Here is a 14,455-nt window from a genome sequence, read left to right on the forward strand (position 1 = left end):
CCGACGATTACGCTCCTGCCGTGTCCAAGTTCGCCACCGCGACGAAACGACTCGTTCTCGGTCGCCCCTTCCGCAGTGATCGGCTGGCGCACACCCTGCTGCCCAAGCGGATCGCGCTGCCGGTGTTCGCGTCCGACCCGATGTCGAGCGTGGCGTACGCGCCCGAGGAGATCCTCCTCATGCTGTCGGTCGCCGGAGCGTCGGCGTACGTCTACAGCCCCTGGATCGGCCTGCTCGTCGCGCTGGTGATGGCGGCGGTCGTCGCCTCGTACCGGCAGAACGTGCGCGCCTACGGCTCCGGTGGCGGCGACTACGAGGTCGCCACGGTCAACCACGGCCCGCGCTGGGGACTCGTGGTCGGCAGCGCGCTGCTCGTGGACTACATCCTCACCGTCGCCGTGTCGATCTCGTCGGCCGCGGCGAACATCGGCTCCGCGGTACCGTTCGTCGCCACGCACAAGGTGGAGTTCGCCGTCGTGGCGATCCTCGTGCTGATGGCGATCAATCTGCGTGGCGTCCGCGAGTCGGGCACGGCGTTCGCGATCCCGACCTACGCGTTCGTGGTGGGCATCCTCGGCATGATCGCGTGGGGCGCGTTCCGGACCTTCGTGCTCGACGAGGAGATGCCCGCGGAGAGCGCGGACTTCGAGCTCGTCGCCGAGGAACACCACCTCACCGGGCTCGCGTTCGCGTTCCTCATCCTGCGCGCGTTCTCCTCGGGCAGCGCGGCGCTCACCGGGGTCGAGGCGATCGCCAACGGCGTGCCCGCATTCCGCAAGCCCAAGGGCCGCAACGCCGCGACGACGCTGCTGATGATGGGCACCCTCGCGGTGACCATGTTCCTCGGTCTGCTGTTCCTCGCCGACGCGACGGGCGCGATCATGGCCGAGGACCCCGAGCGTCAGCTCATCGGCGCGCCCGAGGGCTACGAGCAGAAGACCCTCGTCGCGCAGCTCGCCGGCGCCGTCTTCGCCGGGTTCCCGCTCGGCACGTGGTACGTCATCTTCTTCACCGGGCTGATCCTCGTGCTCGCGGCCAACACGGCGTTCAACGGCTTCCCCGTCCTCGGCTCGATCCTCGCCCAGGACCGGTTCCTGCCGCGCCAGCTGCACACGCGCGGCGACCGGCTGGCGTTCAGCAACGGCATCCTCTTCCTCGCCGGGCTCGCGATCCTGCTCGTGGTGGCCTTCGACGCCGAGGTGACCAAGCTGATCCAGCTCTACATCGTCGGCGTCTTCGTATCCTTCGTCCTCAGCCAGAGCGGCATGATCCGGCACTGGAACCGCAAGCTGCGCGACGAGACCGACCCGGTGGCGCGGCGGCAGATGCGCAGGGCACAGTCGGTCAACGGGTTCGGCCTGTTCATGACCGCGTCGGTGCTCGTGGTGATCCTCGTGACCAAGTTCCTGGCCGGTGCCTGGATCTCGATCGTCGCCATGGGGGCCATCTACTTCATCATGGGCGCGATCCGCAAGCACTACGACCGGGTGGCGAACGAGCTCAAGGAGATCGAGGACGAGCCGGTCACCCTCCCTGCCCGCAACCACGCGATCGTGCTCGTGTCGCAGCTGCACCGGCCCACGCTGCGCGCGCTCGCCTACGCGAAGGCCACGCGGCCCGACGTGCTCGAGGCCGTCACCGTGAACGTCGACGACGCCGACACCCGCAAGCTCGTCGACGAGTGGCAGCGGCGTGGCTTCTCGATCCCGCTCAAGGTGGTCGAGTCGCCGTACCGGGAGATCACGAGGCCCGTGCTGGACTACGTCAGGCGCATCCGGGGCGACCATCCCCGCAACGTCGTCACGGTGTTCATCCCGGAGTACGTCGTCGGCCGGTGGTGGGAGCAGGTGCTGCACAACCAGAGCGCGCTGCGGCTCAAGGGCAGGCTGCTGTTCCAGTCCAGGGTTATGGTGACGAGCGTGCCATGGCAGCTGGAGTCGTCGAAGCGGGCGTCGAAGCGGGCCGACCGCGCCCGTCCGGTCGCGGGTGACGTCCGGCGCGGCTTCTACGGGCCCGAGCGCACCAGCAACGGGGTGGCCGACCGGCGGCCCGCGAGCAAGGGGCGGGAATCCCAGCGGTGACCGAGAACTGGACCGGCCGCACTCTGGAGCTCGAGGTCGGCGCCGTCGCGCACGGCGGGCACTGCGTCGCGCGCGCCGAGGGGCGGGTGGTGTTCGTGCGGCACGCGCTGCCCGGTGAACTCGTGGTCGCCGAGGTCACCGAGGACAAGGGCAAGTCCTTCTGCCGCGCCGATGCCGTGCGGATCCTGCGCGCGTCCGCGGACCGCGTCGAGCCGCCGTGCCCTGTCGCGGGGCCGGGCCTGTGCGGCGGCTGCGACTGGCAGCACGCGAGCGGCGCCGCGCAGCGCGGGCTCAAGGCCGAGGTGGTGGCCGAGCAGCTGCGCCGGCTCGCGGACGTGGACTGGCCGGTGAAGCTGGAGGCCCTGCCCGGCTCACTGCTGCGGTGGCGCACCCGCGTGCGTTTCGTCGCGGGCCGCGACGGCAGGCCGGGGCTTCGTGCGCACCGCAGCCACCGGGTGATCCCGCTCGAGGACTGCCCGATCACGCTGGAGCAGGCCGCCTCGGCCGGGCTCGCGCGGCGCAAGCGGCCGGGCACGGAGGTCGAGACCACCGAGGACGCCCGCGGTCGCGTGCACGTCGCCGAGGTGCCCTCGGGCGGCAAACCCAGGCAGCTCACGGGAGGCACCGCCGTGGAACGTGCCGCGGGGCGGGACTGGCGGCTCGCCGCGCACGGTTTCTGGCAGGTGCATCCCGAGGCCGCCGACACCCTCGCCCGCGTGGTGGGGGAGTGGGCGCGGGCCTCGCCCGGCGCCACGGCATGGGACCTCTACGCGGGCGTGGGGCTGTTCGCGTCGGTGCTCGCCGGGCAGGTCGGCCCGGAGGGGCACGTGCTGGCGATCGAGTCCGGGCGGCGTGCCGTTGCCGACGCCCACGCGAACCTCGCGGACCTGCCGCAGGTGCGCTGGGAGTGTGCCCGCGTCGAGCACGCGCTGCGGAACGTGTCCGGACGGCCGGAGGTGGTGGTGCTCGACCCGCCGCGCAAGGGCGCGGGCCGCGAGGTCGTGGAGTCCATTGTGGAGGCAGAGCCGGAGCGGATCGTCTACGTGGCCTGCGATCCGGCCGCGCTCGCGCGTGACGTGGCGACCTTCGCCGGGCATGGCTACCGGTTGCGGGAGCTGCGCGCGTTCGACGCCTTCCCCATGACCCACCACGTGGAGTGCGTGGCGCTGCTGACGCGGTAGCGGCCGCCTAGTGCCCTCCGCCGGGAGTCTGTTGCTTGAGTCGCGGGGGGACTAGAACCGCAGCAGCACCTTGCCCGACGACGACGCGTCGCGGGCCGTCGCGAACGCGGTCTCCGCCTCGGCGAGCGGGAACTCGTGGCTGATCACGGGCTCGGCCACCAACGAGCCGTCGGCCAGCGCGGCGACCACGCCCGCCAGCTCGGCGTGGAAGCGGAACGAGCCGGTGACGGTGAGCTCGCGCGTCACCACGAGCCCGGAGAGGAACGGCTGCTCGGGCCTCGGTGGCAGGCCGAGCAGCACCAGGTGCCCGCCGCGGCGCAGTGCGCGCACCGCGGTGGCCACACCCGCCGCCGCGCCCGAGGAGTCGATCGCGACGTCGGCGCCCAGGTCCTCTGGCGCGCTGCCGGTGAACGTCGCGGCGGCGCCGAGCTCGCGGGCCAGTCGCAGCGGCCGCTCGTGGAGGTCGGTCACCACGATCTCGCCCGCGCCCGCGCGGCGCAGCGCCGACACCACGAGGGCGCCGATCGGCCCCGCGCCCACCACGAGTACGCGCTTGCCCGCGACCTCGCCCGCCCTCGACACGGCGTGCCAGGCGACCGACGCCGGTTCGGCGAGCGCCGCGGTGCGGACGTCCAGCCCGGTGGGCAACGGCACGAGCCGGGCCGCGTCCACCACGTGCCGCTCGGCGAACGCCCCGTCGGTGTGCGGAAACCGGGCCGCGGAGCCGAGATACGTGGTGTGCGGGCACAGGTTCTGCCGCCCCGCCGCGCAGAGCTCGCACCCGCCGCACGGGGTCGCGGGATGGATGGTCACCGGCGTGCCCTCGGCTGGGCCGGAACCGTCGGCCGCCGCGACCGCGACGTGACCGGACACCTCGTGCCCGAGCACCATCGGCCCGCGCAGCACGGACTCTCCCACCGCGCCGTGCGCGTGATAGTGCAGGTCCGAGCCGCAGACGCCGCCGTAACCGACGGCCACCACGGCCTCGTGCGGCGAGGGCTCACGCATCGTGCGGGTTTCCACCCGCAGGTCACCGGCCCCGTGGGCCACCAGTGCCCGGTACTCCACGATTCCTCCCGGAAGGTCAGACGACGGCGGTCATGCCGCCATCGACGAACAGCACCTGCCCGTTGACGAACGCCGAGGCGTCCGAGGCGAGGAACACCGCAGGCCCGACCAGGTCGGCGACCGCACCCCAGCGGCCGGCCGGGGTGCGTCCGGTGACCCACGCGCTGAACTCGGAATCGGCGACGAGCGCCGAGGTCAGCTCCGTGTTGAAGTAGCCAGGCGCGATGCCGTTGACCTGCAGGCCATGACCCGCCCACTCGGCGGTCATGGCCCGTGTCAGGTTCCGCAGCCCGCCCTTCGCCGCCGTGTACGGGGCGATCGAGGGGCGGGCCAGGTCCGTCTGCACCGAGCAGATGTTGATGATCTTGCCGCGGCGCCGCTCGATCATGCCCTGCGCGACGGCCCTGCCGACCACGAACGCGCTCGTGAGGTCGGTGCGCAGCACGGCCTCCCAGTCGGCGAGCGCGAGGTCGAGCAGCGGCTGCCGGTGCTGGAAACCCGCGTTGTTGACGAGGATGTCGATGCCGCCGTGCCGCTCGGCGAGCTCCGCGACGGCGCTGGTCACCTGCGCCTCGTCGGTGACGTCGAACGCCGCCGCGTCCGCGCCCAGCGCCGCGCGGGCGGACTCGAGCCGGTCCGGGTCCCGGCCGTTGAGCACGACCGTGGCCCCGGCGGCGGCGAGCCCGGCCGCTATCGCGTGGCCGATGCCCCGGCTGCTGCCGGTGATCAGCGCGACCCGGCCGGTGAGGTCGAACAGCTTGTGTGACAAGGGTTTCTCCCGTTACGCGAGGACGAACACCGCCGACGACAACGCGAAGCCCATGAGGCCGATCGTGGTCTGCATGACCGTCCACGTCTTGAGCGTCGTCTTCACATCCATCCCGAAGAACCGGCCGACGAGCCAGAACCCGGAGTCGTTGACATGGCCTGCCGTCACCGAGCCGGCGGCCAGCGCGAGCACGAGCGCGGCCAGCTCGACGCCGTTGAACGACCCGCCGAGCACGAGCGGCTGCACCAGGCCCGCCGCGGTGGTGAGCGCGACCGTCGCGGAGCCCTGCGCGATACGCAGCACCGTGGCGATCAGGTACGCGGCGACGATCACGGGCAGGCCAAGGTCGGACATCGCGTCGGAGAGCGCGTCCCCGATCCCGCTGGCCCGCAGCACCCCGCCGAACATGCCGCCCGCGCCGGTGATGAGGATGATCGAGCACACCGGGCCGAGCGCGGAGTCGACGAGCTTCTCCAGCGTCTCCTTACCGCGGCCGCGCCGGGTGCCGAGCACGTACATCGCGACGAACACCGTGATCAGCAGGGCGATCGGGGTCGAGCCGATGGCCCTCGCGACCTGGAACCAGCCGGCGTCCTCGTCGAGCCAGCCCGCCGAACCCGCGGTGTTCAGGCCGGTGTCGGTGAAGATCAGCACGAGCGGCAGCAGCAGCAGCCACACGACGGTGCCCGGCTTCGGCGGGTTCTCGTCGCGCTCGTCGTCCTCCTGCTTGCCGCCGGTGAGGATGTTCGGCACCGGAAGGACGATGTTCTTGCCTGCCCACACACCGAAGAGGTAGCTGGTGACGAACCACGTCGGGATGGCGATGAGGAGGCCGAACGCGATGACGAGGCCGACGTCGGCGCCGAGCAGCCCGCTGGCCGCGACCGGGCCCGGGTGTGGCGGGACGTAGATGTGCATCACCGAGAACGCGCCCGCCGCTGGCAGGCCGTAGCGCAGCACGCCGCCGCCGAGGCGCCTCGCGACGGAGAAGACGATCGGCAGCATCACGACGAGCCCGGCGTCGAAGAAGATCGGGAAGCCGAAGATCAGCGACGCGATGCCGAGCGCGAGCGGGGCCCGGTCCTCGCCGAACCGGCGGATCAGGGCGTCGGTGAGCGCCCGCGCGCCACCGCTCACCTCCACGAGCCTGCCGAGGATCGCGCCGAGACCCACCAGCAGGGCGACGCTCGCGAGCGTCGAGCCGAACCCGTCGGTCAGCGTGTCGATCACCTCGCCCGCCGGGATCCCGGTGGCGAACGCCGTGGCGGCGCTGACGGTGACCAGCGCCAGGAAGGCGTGGACCTTCAGCTTGATGATGAGGAAGAGCAGCACGGCGATCGCTCCGGCGGCGATCCCCAGCAGGGGGCCCGCGCCGAGCGTCTGGGTCCACTCGTCGGTGTTCATACGTCAGCTCCGTTGCTTTCCGGTGTCGCGGTGGGGCGGGTCACGGGTGCAGGCCGAGGCGCGTCAGCGCGGTGGCGGTGACCTGCCCGGGACCTTGGGTGACGTCGACGGTCACGCCGTCCTCGTCGGGGGAGAGCGGCTCGAGATCGGCGAACTGCGAGCCGAGGAGCGAGGGCGGCATGAAGTGGCCTGAGCGCTCGGCCAGCCGGGCGCCGAGGGTCTCGGCGGTGCCGTAGAGGTGGACGAACCGCACGCGCGCCGTGGCCCCGCGCAGGATGTCGCGGTAGGAGCGCTTGAGCGCGGAACACGTCACGACGGCGTTCTCACCCGCCGCGGCGCGCTCGCTGATCCAGTCCCGGATGGCCCGCAGCCACGGCGCCCGGTCGGCGTCCGTGAGCGGCGTGCCCGCCGTCATCTTCTCGATGTTGGCCGGGGGATGGAACTCGTCCGCCTCGGCCATGCGCCAGCCCAGCCGGGTGGCGATGAGCTCGGCGATGGTGGTCTTGCCCGCACCGGACACCCCCATCACCACCAGGCACGTGGACGCCATGACCGCTCCTCGTTGAAAGGTACTATCTTTGGGGCGGAAAGATAACACCATTGGCGGAGCCGGGGAAGGGGCCCCTCCCGGATAGGCTTTGTGGGTGAGCGTTGGGTACGAGCCGGGTGTCGAGGCGAGGCACAGTCCGGTGCTGGACACGATCGGTCTCGAGATCACCTGCGGCGACCTGCCCGCCGGTCACGTCCTCACGCTCGACCGCATCCAGGAGCGCTTCGGCGTCTCGCGCACGGTCGCCCGCGAGACGATGCGGATCCTGGAGTCGATGGGCCTGGTCACCTCGCGGCGCCGCGTGGGCATCACGGTGCAGCCGAGGGACTCGTGGAACGTTTTCGACCCCAGGGTGATCTGGTGGCGCCTTTCCGGGTCGGGGCGGGACGCCCAGCTGCGGTCACTGACCGAGCTGCGGATCGCGATCGAACCGCTCGCGGCGGGTGCGGCGGCGCGCAGCGCGTCGGCGGCGCAGCGGGAGCGCGTGGTGGAGGTGGCCGGTCGCATGCGCGGGCTGGGCGAGGCGGGCAGGCTCGCCGAGTTCCTCGAGCTCGACATCGCCTTCCACCGGCTGCTGCTGGAGGCGAGCGGCAACGAGATGTTCGGCGCGCTGGCCGACGTGGTGGCTGTCGTGCTGCGCGGCCGGACCCAGCTGGGCCTCATGCCGCACCAGCCCGTTCCCGAGGCGCTGGCCCTGCACGAGGAGGTGGCCCGCGCCGTCGCGAGCGGGCGTGCCGTCGACGCTGAGGAGGGCATGCGCGAGCTGCTCGCCGAGGTCCGCGACGCGATGCTGCCCCTCTGGCAACGCTGACCCAGCTCGCGAGTCCCCCGCTCCGGCTCGCGAGTTGCCCGCTCCGGCTCGCGAGTTGCCCGCTCCGGCTCGCGAGTCCCCCGCTCCGGACCGCGAGTTGCCCGCTCCAGCCCGCGAGTCCCCCGCTCCGGACCGCGAGTCCCCCGCTCCGGCTCGCGAGTTGCCCGCTCCAGCCCGCGAGTTGCCCGCTCCAGCCCGCGAGTCCCCCGCTCCGGACCGCGAGTTGTGCGTTCAGGCCGTGCGGGCGGCGATGCCGGGGTAGGAGAGGACGAGCCCCGACTCGTCGTAGACCAGGGTGCAGGCGAACTCGAAGGCGCGAGCGGAGTAGTCGTACCGGTGCCGCCTGTCGTTGTCGACGAGGTGCTCGTAGACCTGCTCCAGCCGTTCGACGGCGAGGTCGTCCGCGCGCACGTAGGCCGCCGGAGCCGACGCCCGCCGGCCCGGCGGCAGGGCGAGGCGGTGGACCGGCAGCGTGTTGGTCATCGCCGACGACTCCAGGTCGACGTCGAGGCAGCCGTCGAGGTCCCCGGCCTCGGCGCCGTCGACCCACCAGTGCCCCTCGCCGTCGGCCTCGAGCACCGTCGTGCGCGCGCCGGTGGCCCAGCGCGCGGTGACGACGGTCCGGCGGGTCTTCCACGCGCGGTCCACCGTGATGTCGTAGCCGACGATCCAGGGCACGTCGTGCTCGACCGCCGTGGTGCAGCCACGCAGGTGGTACCCCTCATCGGCGGGCTCGAAGTAGGCGACCTCGAACCCGGATCGCGCACCCTCGTGTGACCAGGCGGCGCTCGCGGGCGGCGCGGCGAAGGACATACCGCAACGGTAGTCGGGAACGCGCAACTCGCAGTCCGGAGCGGGGGACTCGCGGCCCCGAGCGGGGGACTCGCAGTCCGGAGCGGGGGACTCGCGGTCCCGAGCGGGGGACTCGCGGTCCGGGCCGGACTCGAGCAGCGCCATTCACCGGTTCAGCTACCGCACCGCGGGATCATCCACATCGGATGGTCCCGCCTCGAGCGGGCACCCGGTCGCGTGCTGTGGGGCGCGGTGCTGCTCATCGGCGCCGGGTCCGTCGTCCACCCGGTCGCCGCCCATGCCTTCCTCCCGGTCAGGAGCCTCCCGAGAACCAGCGCTGCGGCGCGGGCCGCAAGTTCTGATAGATGTGCTTGACCTCCTGGTACTCGGCCAGCCCTGTCGGCCCGAGCTCCCGCCCGAAGCCGGACTGCTTGAACCCGCCCCACTCGGCCTGCGGCAGATAGGGATGGAAGTCGTTGATCCAGACCGTTCCATGACGCAGCCTGCCCGCGACGCGCTGCGCCCGGGAGGCGTCGGACGTGAACACCGCGCCCGCGAGCCCGTAGTGGGTGTCGTTGGCGATGCGCACGGCATCGTCCTCGTCGGTGAACGTCTCCACCGTGAGCACCGGTCCGAACGACTCCTCTCTGACCGCGGTGCTGCCCTGTGCCACGCCGTCGAGCACGGTCGGCAGGTAGTAGAAGCCGTCCGCCAGCTTCTCGTCGTCCGGCCTGCGGCCCCCGGTGCGCAGCACGGCGCCCTCGGCGAGCGCGGTGGCGACGTAGCGTTCCACCTTCTCGCGGTGCGCCGCCGAGATGAGCGGCCCGGTCTCGGCCTCGGGGTCGAACGGGCCGCCGAGCCGGATCAGCTCCGCGCGGCGCACCACCTCGTCGACGAAGGCGTCATGGATCTCCTGCTGCACGATCAGCCGCGACCCCGCGGAGCACACCTGGCCCGAGTGCAGGAAGATCGCCGTGAGCGCGTAGTCCACGGCCGTCTCGAAGTCGGCGTCGGCGAAGACGACGTTCGGGTTCTTGCCCCCGAGCTCGAGTGCGACTTTTTTCACGGTGGCCGCGGCCGAGGCCGCGATCACCTTGCCGGTGCCGAGGCCGCCGGTGAACGAGACGAGGTCCACGTCGGGGTGCTCCGCCAGCGGCGCGCCCGCGGCGGCGCCCGCGCCCAGCACGAGGTTGCCGACCCCGGCGGGCAGGCCCGCCTCGGTGAGGATCCGCATGAGCAGGATCGCCGTGTGGGGGGTCAGCTCACTCGGTTTCAGGACGAACGTGTTGCCCGCGGCGAGCGCGGGCGCGACCTTCCACGCCGTTTGCAGCAATGGGTAGTTCCACGGGGTGATGAGCCCGCACACGCCGACCGGCTCGTGCACGATCCGGCTGACGGAGTCCGCGTCCCCGGTGTCCACCACGCGACCGGCGTCCTGGCCGGCGAGCTTGCCGTAGTAGCGGAAACAGGCCGCGATGTCGGCCATGTCGTACTCGCTCTCCACCAGGCGTTTGCCCGTGTCGAGCGACTCGGCCCTTGCGAAGGCGTCCCGGTCGCGGTCGAGCAGGTCGGCCACGCGAAGCAGGAGGTCGCCCCGCTGCCAGGAGGGGGTCGAGGACCAGGCTCCGTCGTCGAACGCCGCCCTGGCCGCCGCGATCGCGCGCTCGGTGTCCTCCCGCGTCCCTTCGTCCACAGTGGCGACGAGGGAACCGTCGGCGGGACAACGGATCTCCCGCGTGCCACCCGAGGCCGCGCCGACCCATTCCCCGCCGATGAAGAAGTCCGCCATCGTTCGTCTCTCCGTACTCCAGACAATGGTTCACGACCGTACCTTTGTCGTGGTGATGGATCCACCCGGTCGAGGCCGACTTCATCGTGGCGTGTCTCTCCTAGACTGGGCGGGCGAGGCATCGAACCGAGGCGAGCGAGGTGGAGCGTGACGTTGCTGGAGTCCGTACACGGGCCGGCCGACCTCAGGCGAATGGACCACGGGCAACTGGGCGTGCTGGCCGAGGAGATCAGGCAGTTCCTTGTCGAGAAGGTGTGCAGGACCGGCGGTCACCTGGGGCCCAACCTGGGGGTTGTCGAGCTGACGCTGGCGTTGCACCGCGTCTTCGACTCGCCGCGCGACTCGATCCTGTTCGACGTCGGCCATCAGTCGTATGTGCACAAGATCGTCACCGGCCGCCATGATGGTTTCGACCAGCTGCGCCAGCAGGGCGGCATCGCGGGTTACCCGGCGCGCGCGGAGAGCGACCACGATCACATCGAGAACAGCCACGCCTCCACCGCCCTGTCCTACGCGGACGGTCTCGCCAAGGCATACCGGCTCGCGGGTGGGGGGCGGCACGTCGTCGCGGTGGTCGGTGACGGCGCGCTCACCGGCGGCATGTGCTGGGAGGCCCTCAACAACATCGCCGCCAATCCCGACCACCCCGTCGTGATCGTGGTCAACGACAACGGCCGGTCGTACTCGCCGACGATCGGCGGCCTCGCCGAGCACCTCGCCGCACTGCGCCTGCGGCCCGGCTACGAGCGGATCCTCGACGGTGGGCGTGAGTTGCTCCAGCACACGCCGGTGGTCGGCAAGCCGCTCTACACGGCCCTGCACGCCGCGAAGGCGGGCATCAAGGACGCGCTCAGCCCGCAGGTGATGTTCTCGGACCTCGGCCTCAAGTACTTCGGCCCCGTCGACGGTCACGACGTCGCCGCGCTGGAGAAGGCCCTGCACAACGCGAAGTCGTTCGGCGGGCCGGTGATCGTGCACGCGGTGACCGAGAAGGGCCATGGCTACCCGCCCGCGGTCAACCACGAGGCCGACCAGATGCACCAGACCGACCCGATCGACCCACAGACGGGGCTGCCGCCGAAGAAGGGGCCGAGCTGGACGTCGGTGTTCTCCGACGAGCTCGCCCGCATCGGAGCCGAACGCGAGGACGTGGTCGCCATCACGGCGGCGATGCTGCGCTCGACGGGTTTGCACAGGTTCGCCGACGCCTACCCGGACCGTTGGTACGACGTCGGCATCGCAGAGCAGCACGCGGTCACCTCGGCGGCGGGGCTGGCGATGGGCGGGCTGCACCCGGTGGTGGCGATCTACTCGACGTTCCTCAACCGCGCGTTCGACCAGGTGCTGATGGACGTCGCGCTGCACCGGCAGCCCGTGACGTTCGTGCTCGACCGCGCCGGCATCACGGGCCCCGACGGGCCAAGCCACCACGGTATGTGGGATCTGTCGCTGCTCGGCATGGTGCCGGGTATGAGGGTCGCCGCCCCGCGCGACGCCGAGACGCTGCGGGAGGAGCTGCGCGAGGCGGTCGCCGTCTCCGACGGGCCCACCGCGCTGCGCTTCTCGCGTGGCGGCGTCGTGGAGTCGGTGCCGGCGCAGGAGCGGATCGGCACGGTCGACGTGCTGCGCAAGGGTGCCAGCGAGGACGTGCTGCTGGTCGTGGTGGGCGCCTTCGCCCGGCTCGGGCTCGCGGCGGCCGACCGGCTGGCCGACCAGGGCATCGGCGTGACCGTCGTCGACCCGAGGTGGGTGGTGCCGGTGCCGGAGCAGCTCGTGGAGCTGGCCGCCCGTCACCGGCTCGTGGTCACGGTCGAGGACAGCGGCCGCCACGGCGGCTTCGGCTCCGCGCTGGCCGCTGCGCTGCGTGACGCCGACTGCGACGTTCCGTTGCGTGATCTCGGTGTGCCGCAACGATTCCTGGCACACGGCACGCGTGACGAGGTGCTCGCCGGGATCGGGCTCACGGCCCAGGACGTCGCCCGCAGGGTCACTGAGTGGGCCTCCACCCGTCTCGGCGAGCCGCACGCCACCAGCACCGTGGAGACCACGGAGTCCACGCCGGAATGAGCCCGTCTCGCACCGGCGAGCCGGAGCCGCTGAACGCCTAGAATTTCAACCGGGTCTTCACACAGGAAGCTCTCAGAAATCTGTGACACGGTGTTGACGTGCGGGTATTGGTAGTTGAGGACGAGGCGCCGCTCGCCGAGGCGATCGCGCGCGGCCTTCGCCGGGAGGGCATGGCCGTCGACGTCGCCTTCACGGGGGACGAGGGTCACGAGAAGGCGGCCATCACGCGGTACGACGTCGTGCTGCTCGACCGGGACCTGCCCGGCATGTCGGGTGACGACCTGTGCAAGGAGATCGTCACGTCCGGGGAGCTGACCCGGGTGCTCATGCTCACCGCCAGTGGGGCGGTGTCCGACCGGGTCGAGGGCCTGTCGCTGGGGGCGGACGACTACCTCGCCAAGCCATTCGCGTTCCCCGAACTGGTCGCGCGCGTGCGCGCGCTGGGCAGGCGGGCCACCCCGGCCACGCCGCCGGTGCTCACCGCGGGCGACGTCGAGCTCGACCCCTCGCGCCGCACCGTGCGCAGGGGCGGTGAGCTGGTGGAGCTGACGCGCAAGGAGTTCGGCGTGCTGGAGGTGCTGCTCTCCGCGGGCGGCGCCGTGGTCAGCAGCGAGGACCTCCTCGAGCGCGTGTGGGACGAGAACGCCGACCCCTTCACCACCACGGTGCGCGTCACGGTGATGACGCTGCGCAAGAAGCTGGGTGAGCCGGGCATCATCGACACGGTGGTCGGTTCCGGTTACCGGGTGCCGGGCGCGGGCTCGAGTGCGGAGTCTGGTTCGCTCGCGGAGTGATCCGCCGTACGGGACTCCCGGTGCGCAGCCTGCGCGCCCGTATCACCGTGCTCGCGACCGTGCTCGCCGCGGCCGTCAGCCTGGTCCTGCTGTGGCTCGCGTGGACACTCGTCGGTGACGCCGTCGCCGCGGTGCCGCAGCTGCCGCCCGGCACCACCGTCCGGGTCGATGGCGCCGACATCGAGGCGTCGGTGCTGGCCGACCATCTGAGACAGCACGCGAGGGAACGCGTGCTGATCGCCGGGGTGATCGCCTTCTGCTTCGTGGTGGCCGCCGCGGGGATCCTGGCGTGGACGTTCACCTCGCGTGTGCTGCGGCCGCTGCGGGAGATCACCGACACCGCGACGCGCCTCTCGGTCGAGTCGATGGGGGAGCGCATCGGGGAACTGTCCACTCGCGACGAACTCGCCGAGCTGGCCCACACGTTCGACGCCATGCTCGACCGGCTGCAGGCCGCGTTCGACGCGCAGCGGCATTTCGTCGCCAACGCGAGCCACGAGCTGCGCACCCCCCTCTCGGTGATTCGCACCGAGCTGGACGTGACGTTGTCCGACGAGCACGCCGACGAGGCCGAGCTGCGGCGCATGGCCGGGGTCGTGCGCGACGCCACCGAGCGGGCGGAGCAGCTCGTCGGCTCGCTGCTGCTGCTCGCGCGCACCGACGGCGCGGGGCTTGTGCTCACCGAACCGGTGGATCTGGCCGCGGTCGCCGGCACGGCGTGGCGGGCGGTGCGGACCGAAGCCGAGGGGCGGGGCCTGCGGGCGGAGTTCAACCTCGCTCCCGCCATCACCACCGGCGACGCCGCGCTGCTGGAACGCGTGGCGGGCAACCTGCTGGAGAACGCGGTGCGGCACAACGTCGACGGCGGCTGGCTGGAGGTCGCCACCGAGCAGGGGCCCCGCCGCGCGACGCTGCGGGTCCGCTCGTCGGGGCCGCTGATCGACCCCGCGACCGTCACCGAGCTGTTCGAGCCGTTCCGCAGGGCGGGGGTCGCCCGCACCGCGCGGTCGGGGGCCGGTCTCGGGCTCTCCATCGTGCGTGCCGCCGTGCAGGCCCACGGCGGCGCGGTCGGCGCCGAGCCCGTGGTCGGCGGTGGGCTCGCGGTCACCGTCCACCTGCCCGCGGCACCGTAGCGGGTTACGGTCGGGA

General features: G+C 72.0%; 12 protein-coding genes. 6 read left to right on the top strand and 6 right to left on the bottom strand.

Annotated features, from left to right (window positions below; all coding sequences use genetic code 11):
* The first annotated feature begins 20 nt into the window (after positions 1 to 20).
* Positions 21 to 2,081, top strand: coding sequence for an APC family permease (locus tag FCN18_RS19200; RefSeq protein ID WP_112266957.1), 2,061 nt, complete (start codon positions 21 to 23; stop codon positions 2,079 to 2,081).
* Positions 2,078 to 3,262, top strand: coding sequence for a class I SAM-dependent RNA methyltransferase (locus FCN18_RS19205; protein ID WP_137095756.1), 1,185 nt, complete (start codon positions 2,078 to 2,080; stop codon positions 3,260 to 3,262). Before FCN18_RS19200 ends, FCN18_RS19205 begins: the two co-directional genes overlap by 4 nt.
* A gap of 51 nt (positions 3,263 to 3,313) precedes the next feature.
* Here the strand turns inward: FCN18_RS19205 and FCN18_RS19210 are convergent, their stop codons facing one another.
* Genes FCN18_RS19210 through FCN18_RS19225 form a run of 4 tightly spaced genes read right to left on the bottom strand, consistent with a single transcriptional unit; the run spans position 3,314 to position 7,053 of the window.
* Entirely contained in the window at positions 3,314 to 4,330 is a 1,017-nt protein-coding gene (locus FCN18_RS19210; protein WP_228714039.1) for an L-idonate 5-dehydrogenase, read from the bottom strand.
* Between the two features lie 16 nt (positions 4,331 to 4,346).
* A complete protein-coding gene (locus FCN18_RS19215) occupies positions 4,347 to 5,099 on the bottom strand; it encodes an SDR family oxidoreductase (RefSeq protein ID WP_137095757.1) in 753 nt (250 codons plus the stop codon).
* Between the two features lie 12 nt (positions 5,100 to 5,111).
* Positions 5,112 to 6,503 carry a GntP family permease gene (locus tag FCN18_RS19220; protein WP_137095758.1) on the bottom strand — a complete coding sequence of 464 codons (1,392 nt, stop codon included), beginning with the start codon at positions 6,501 to 6,503 and terminating at the stop codon, positions 5,112 to 5,114.
* Positions 6,504 to 6,543: 40 nt separating this feature from the next.
* Positions 6,544 to 7,053 carry a gluconokinase gene (locus FCN18_RS19225; protein WP_112266949.1) on the bottom strand — a complete coding sequence of 170 codons (510 nt, stop codon included), beginning with the start codon at positions 7,051 to 7,053 and terminating at the stop codon, positions 6,544 to 6,546.
* A gap of 94 nt (positions 7,054 to 7,147) precedes the next feature.
* Here FCN18_RS19225 and FCN18_RS19230 point away from each other — a divergent pair, with 94 nt between their 5' ends.
* On the top strand, positions 7,148 to 7,864 hold the full coding sequence (locus tag FCN18_RS19230) for a FadR/GntR family transcriptional regulator (RefSeq protein WP_112266947.1): 717 nt from the start codon (positions 7,148 to 7,150) through the stop codon (positions 7,862 to 7,864).
* 231 nt (positions 7,865 to 8,095) lie between these two features.
* On the opposite strand, the gene FCN18_RS19240 is transcribed toward FCN18_RS19230, so the two are convergent.
* Positions 8,096 to 8,677, bottom strand: a complete 582-nt coding sequence (locus tag FCN18_RS19240; RefSeq protein WP_137095760.1) for a putative glycolipid-binding domain-containing protein — start codon at positions 8,675 to 8,677, stop codon at positions 8,096 to 8,098.
* A gap of 292 nt (positions 8,678 to 8,969) precedes the next feature.
* Positions 8,970 to 10,445 (bottom strand): aldehyde dehydrogenase family protein, encoded by a 1,476-nt coding sequence (locus FCN18_RS19245; RefSeq protein WP_112266943.1) that lies wholly within the window; start codon positions 10,443 to 10,445, stop codon positions 8,970 to 8,972.
* Positions 10,446 to 10,592: 147 nt separating this feature from the next.
* On the opposite strand from FCN18_RS19245, the gene dxs reads away from it, so the two are divergent.
* The 3 genes from dxs (at position 10,593) to FCN18_RS19260 (ending at position 14,439) form a co-directional block, all read left to right on the top strand.
* The gene (gene dxs / locus FCN18_RS19250; RefSeq protein WP_112266941.1) at positions 10,593 to 12,512 is read left to right on the top strand and encodes a 1-deoxy-D-xylulose-5-phosphate synthase; all 1,920 of its coding nucleotides are present in this window, start codon (positions 10,593 to 10,595) and stop codon (positions 12,510 to 12,512) included.
* A gap of 98 nt (positions 12,513 to 12,610) precedes the next feature.
* The gene (locus FCN18_RS19255) at positions 12,611 to 13,306 is read left to right on the top strand and encodes a response regulator transcription factor (protein ID WP_112266939.1); all 696 of its coding nucleotides are present in this window, start codon (positions 12,611 to 12,613) and stop codon (positions 13,304 to 13,306) included.
* Positions 13,303 to 14,439, top strand: a complete 1,137-nt coding sequence (locus FCN18_RS19260; RefSeq protein WP_112266937.1) for a sensor histidine kinase — start codon at positions 13,303 to 13,305, stop codon at positions 14,437 to 14,439. The genes FCN18_RS19255 and FCN18_RS19260 overlap by 4 nt, the downstream gene beginning before the upstream one ends.
* Positions 14,440 to 14,455 lie beyond the last annotated feature (16 nt).

This window comes from Prauserella endophytica, from assembly GCF_005146945.1.
In the GTDB taxonomy this organism is placed as follows: Bacteria; Actinomycetota; Actinomycetes; order Mycobacteriales; family Pseudonocardiaceae; genus Prauserella_A; species Prauserella_A endophytica.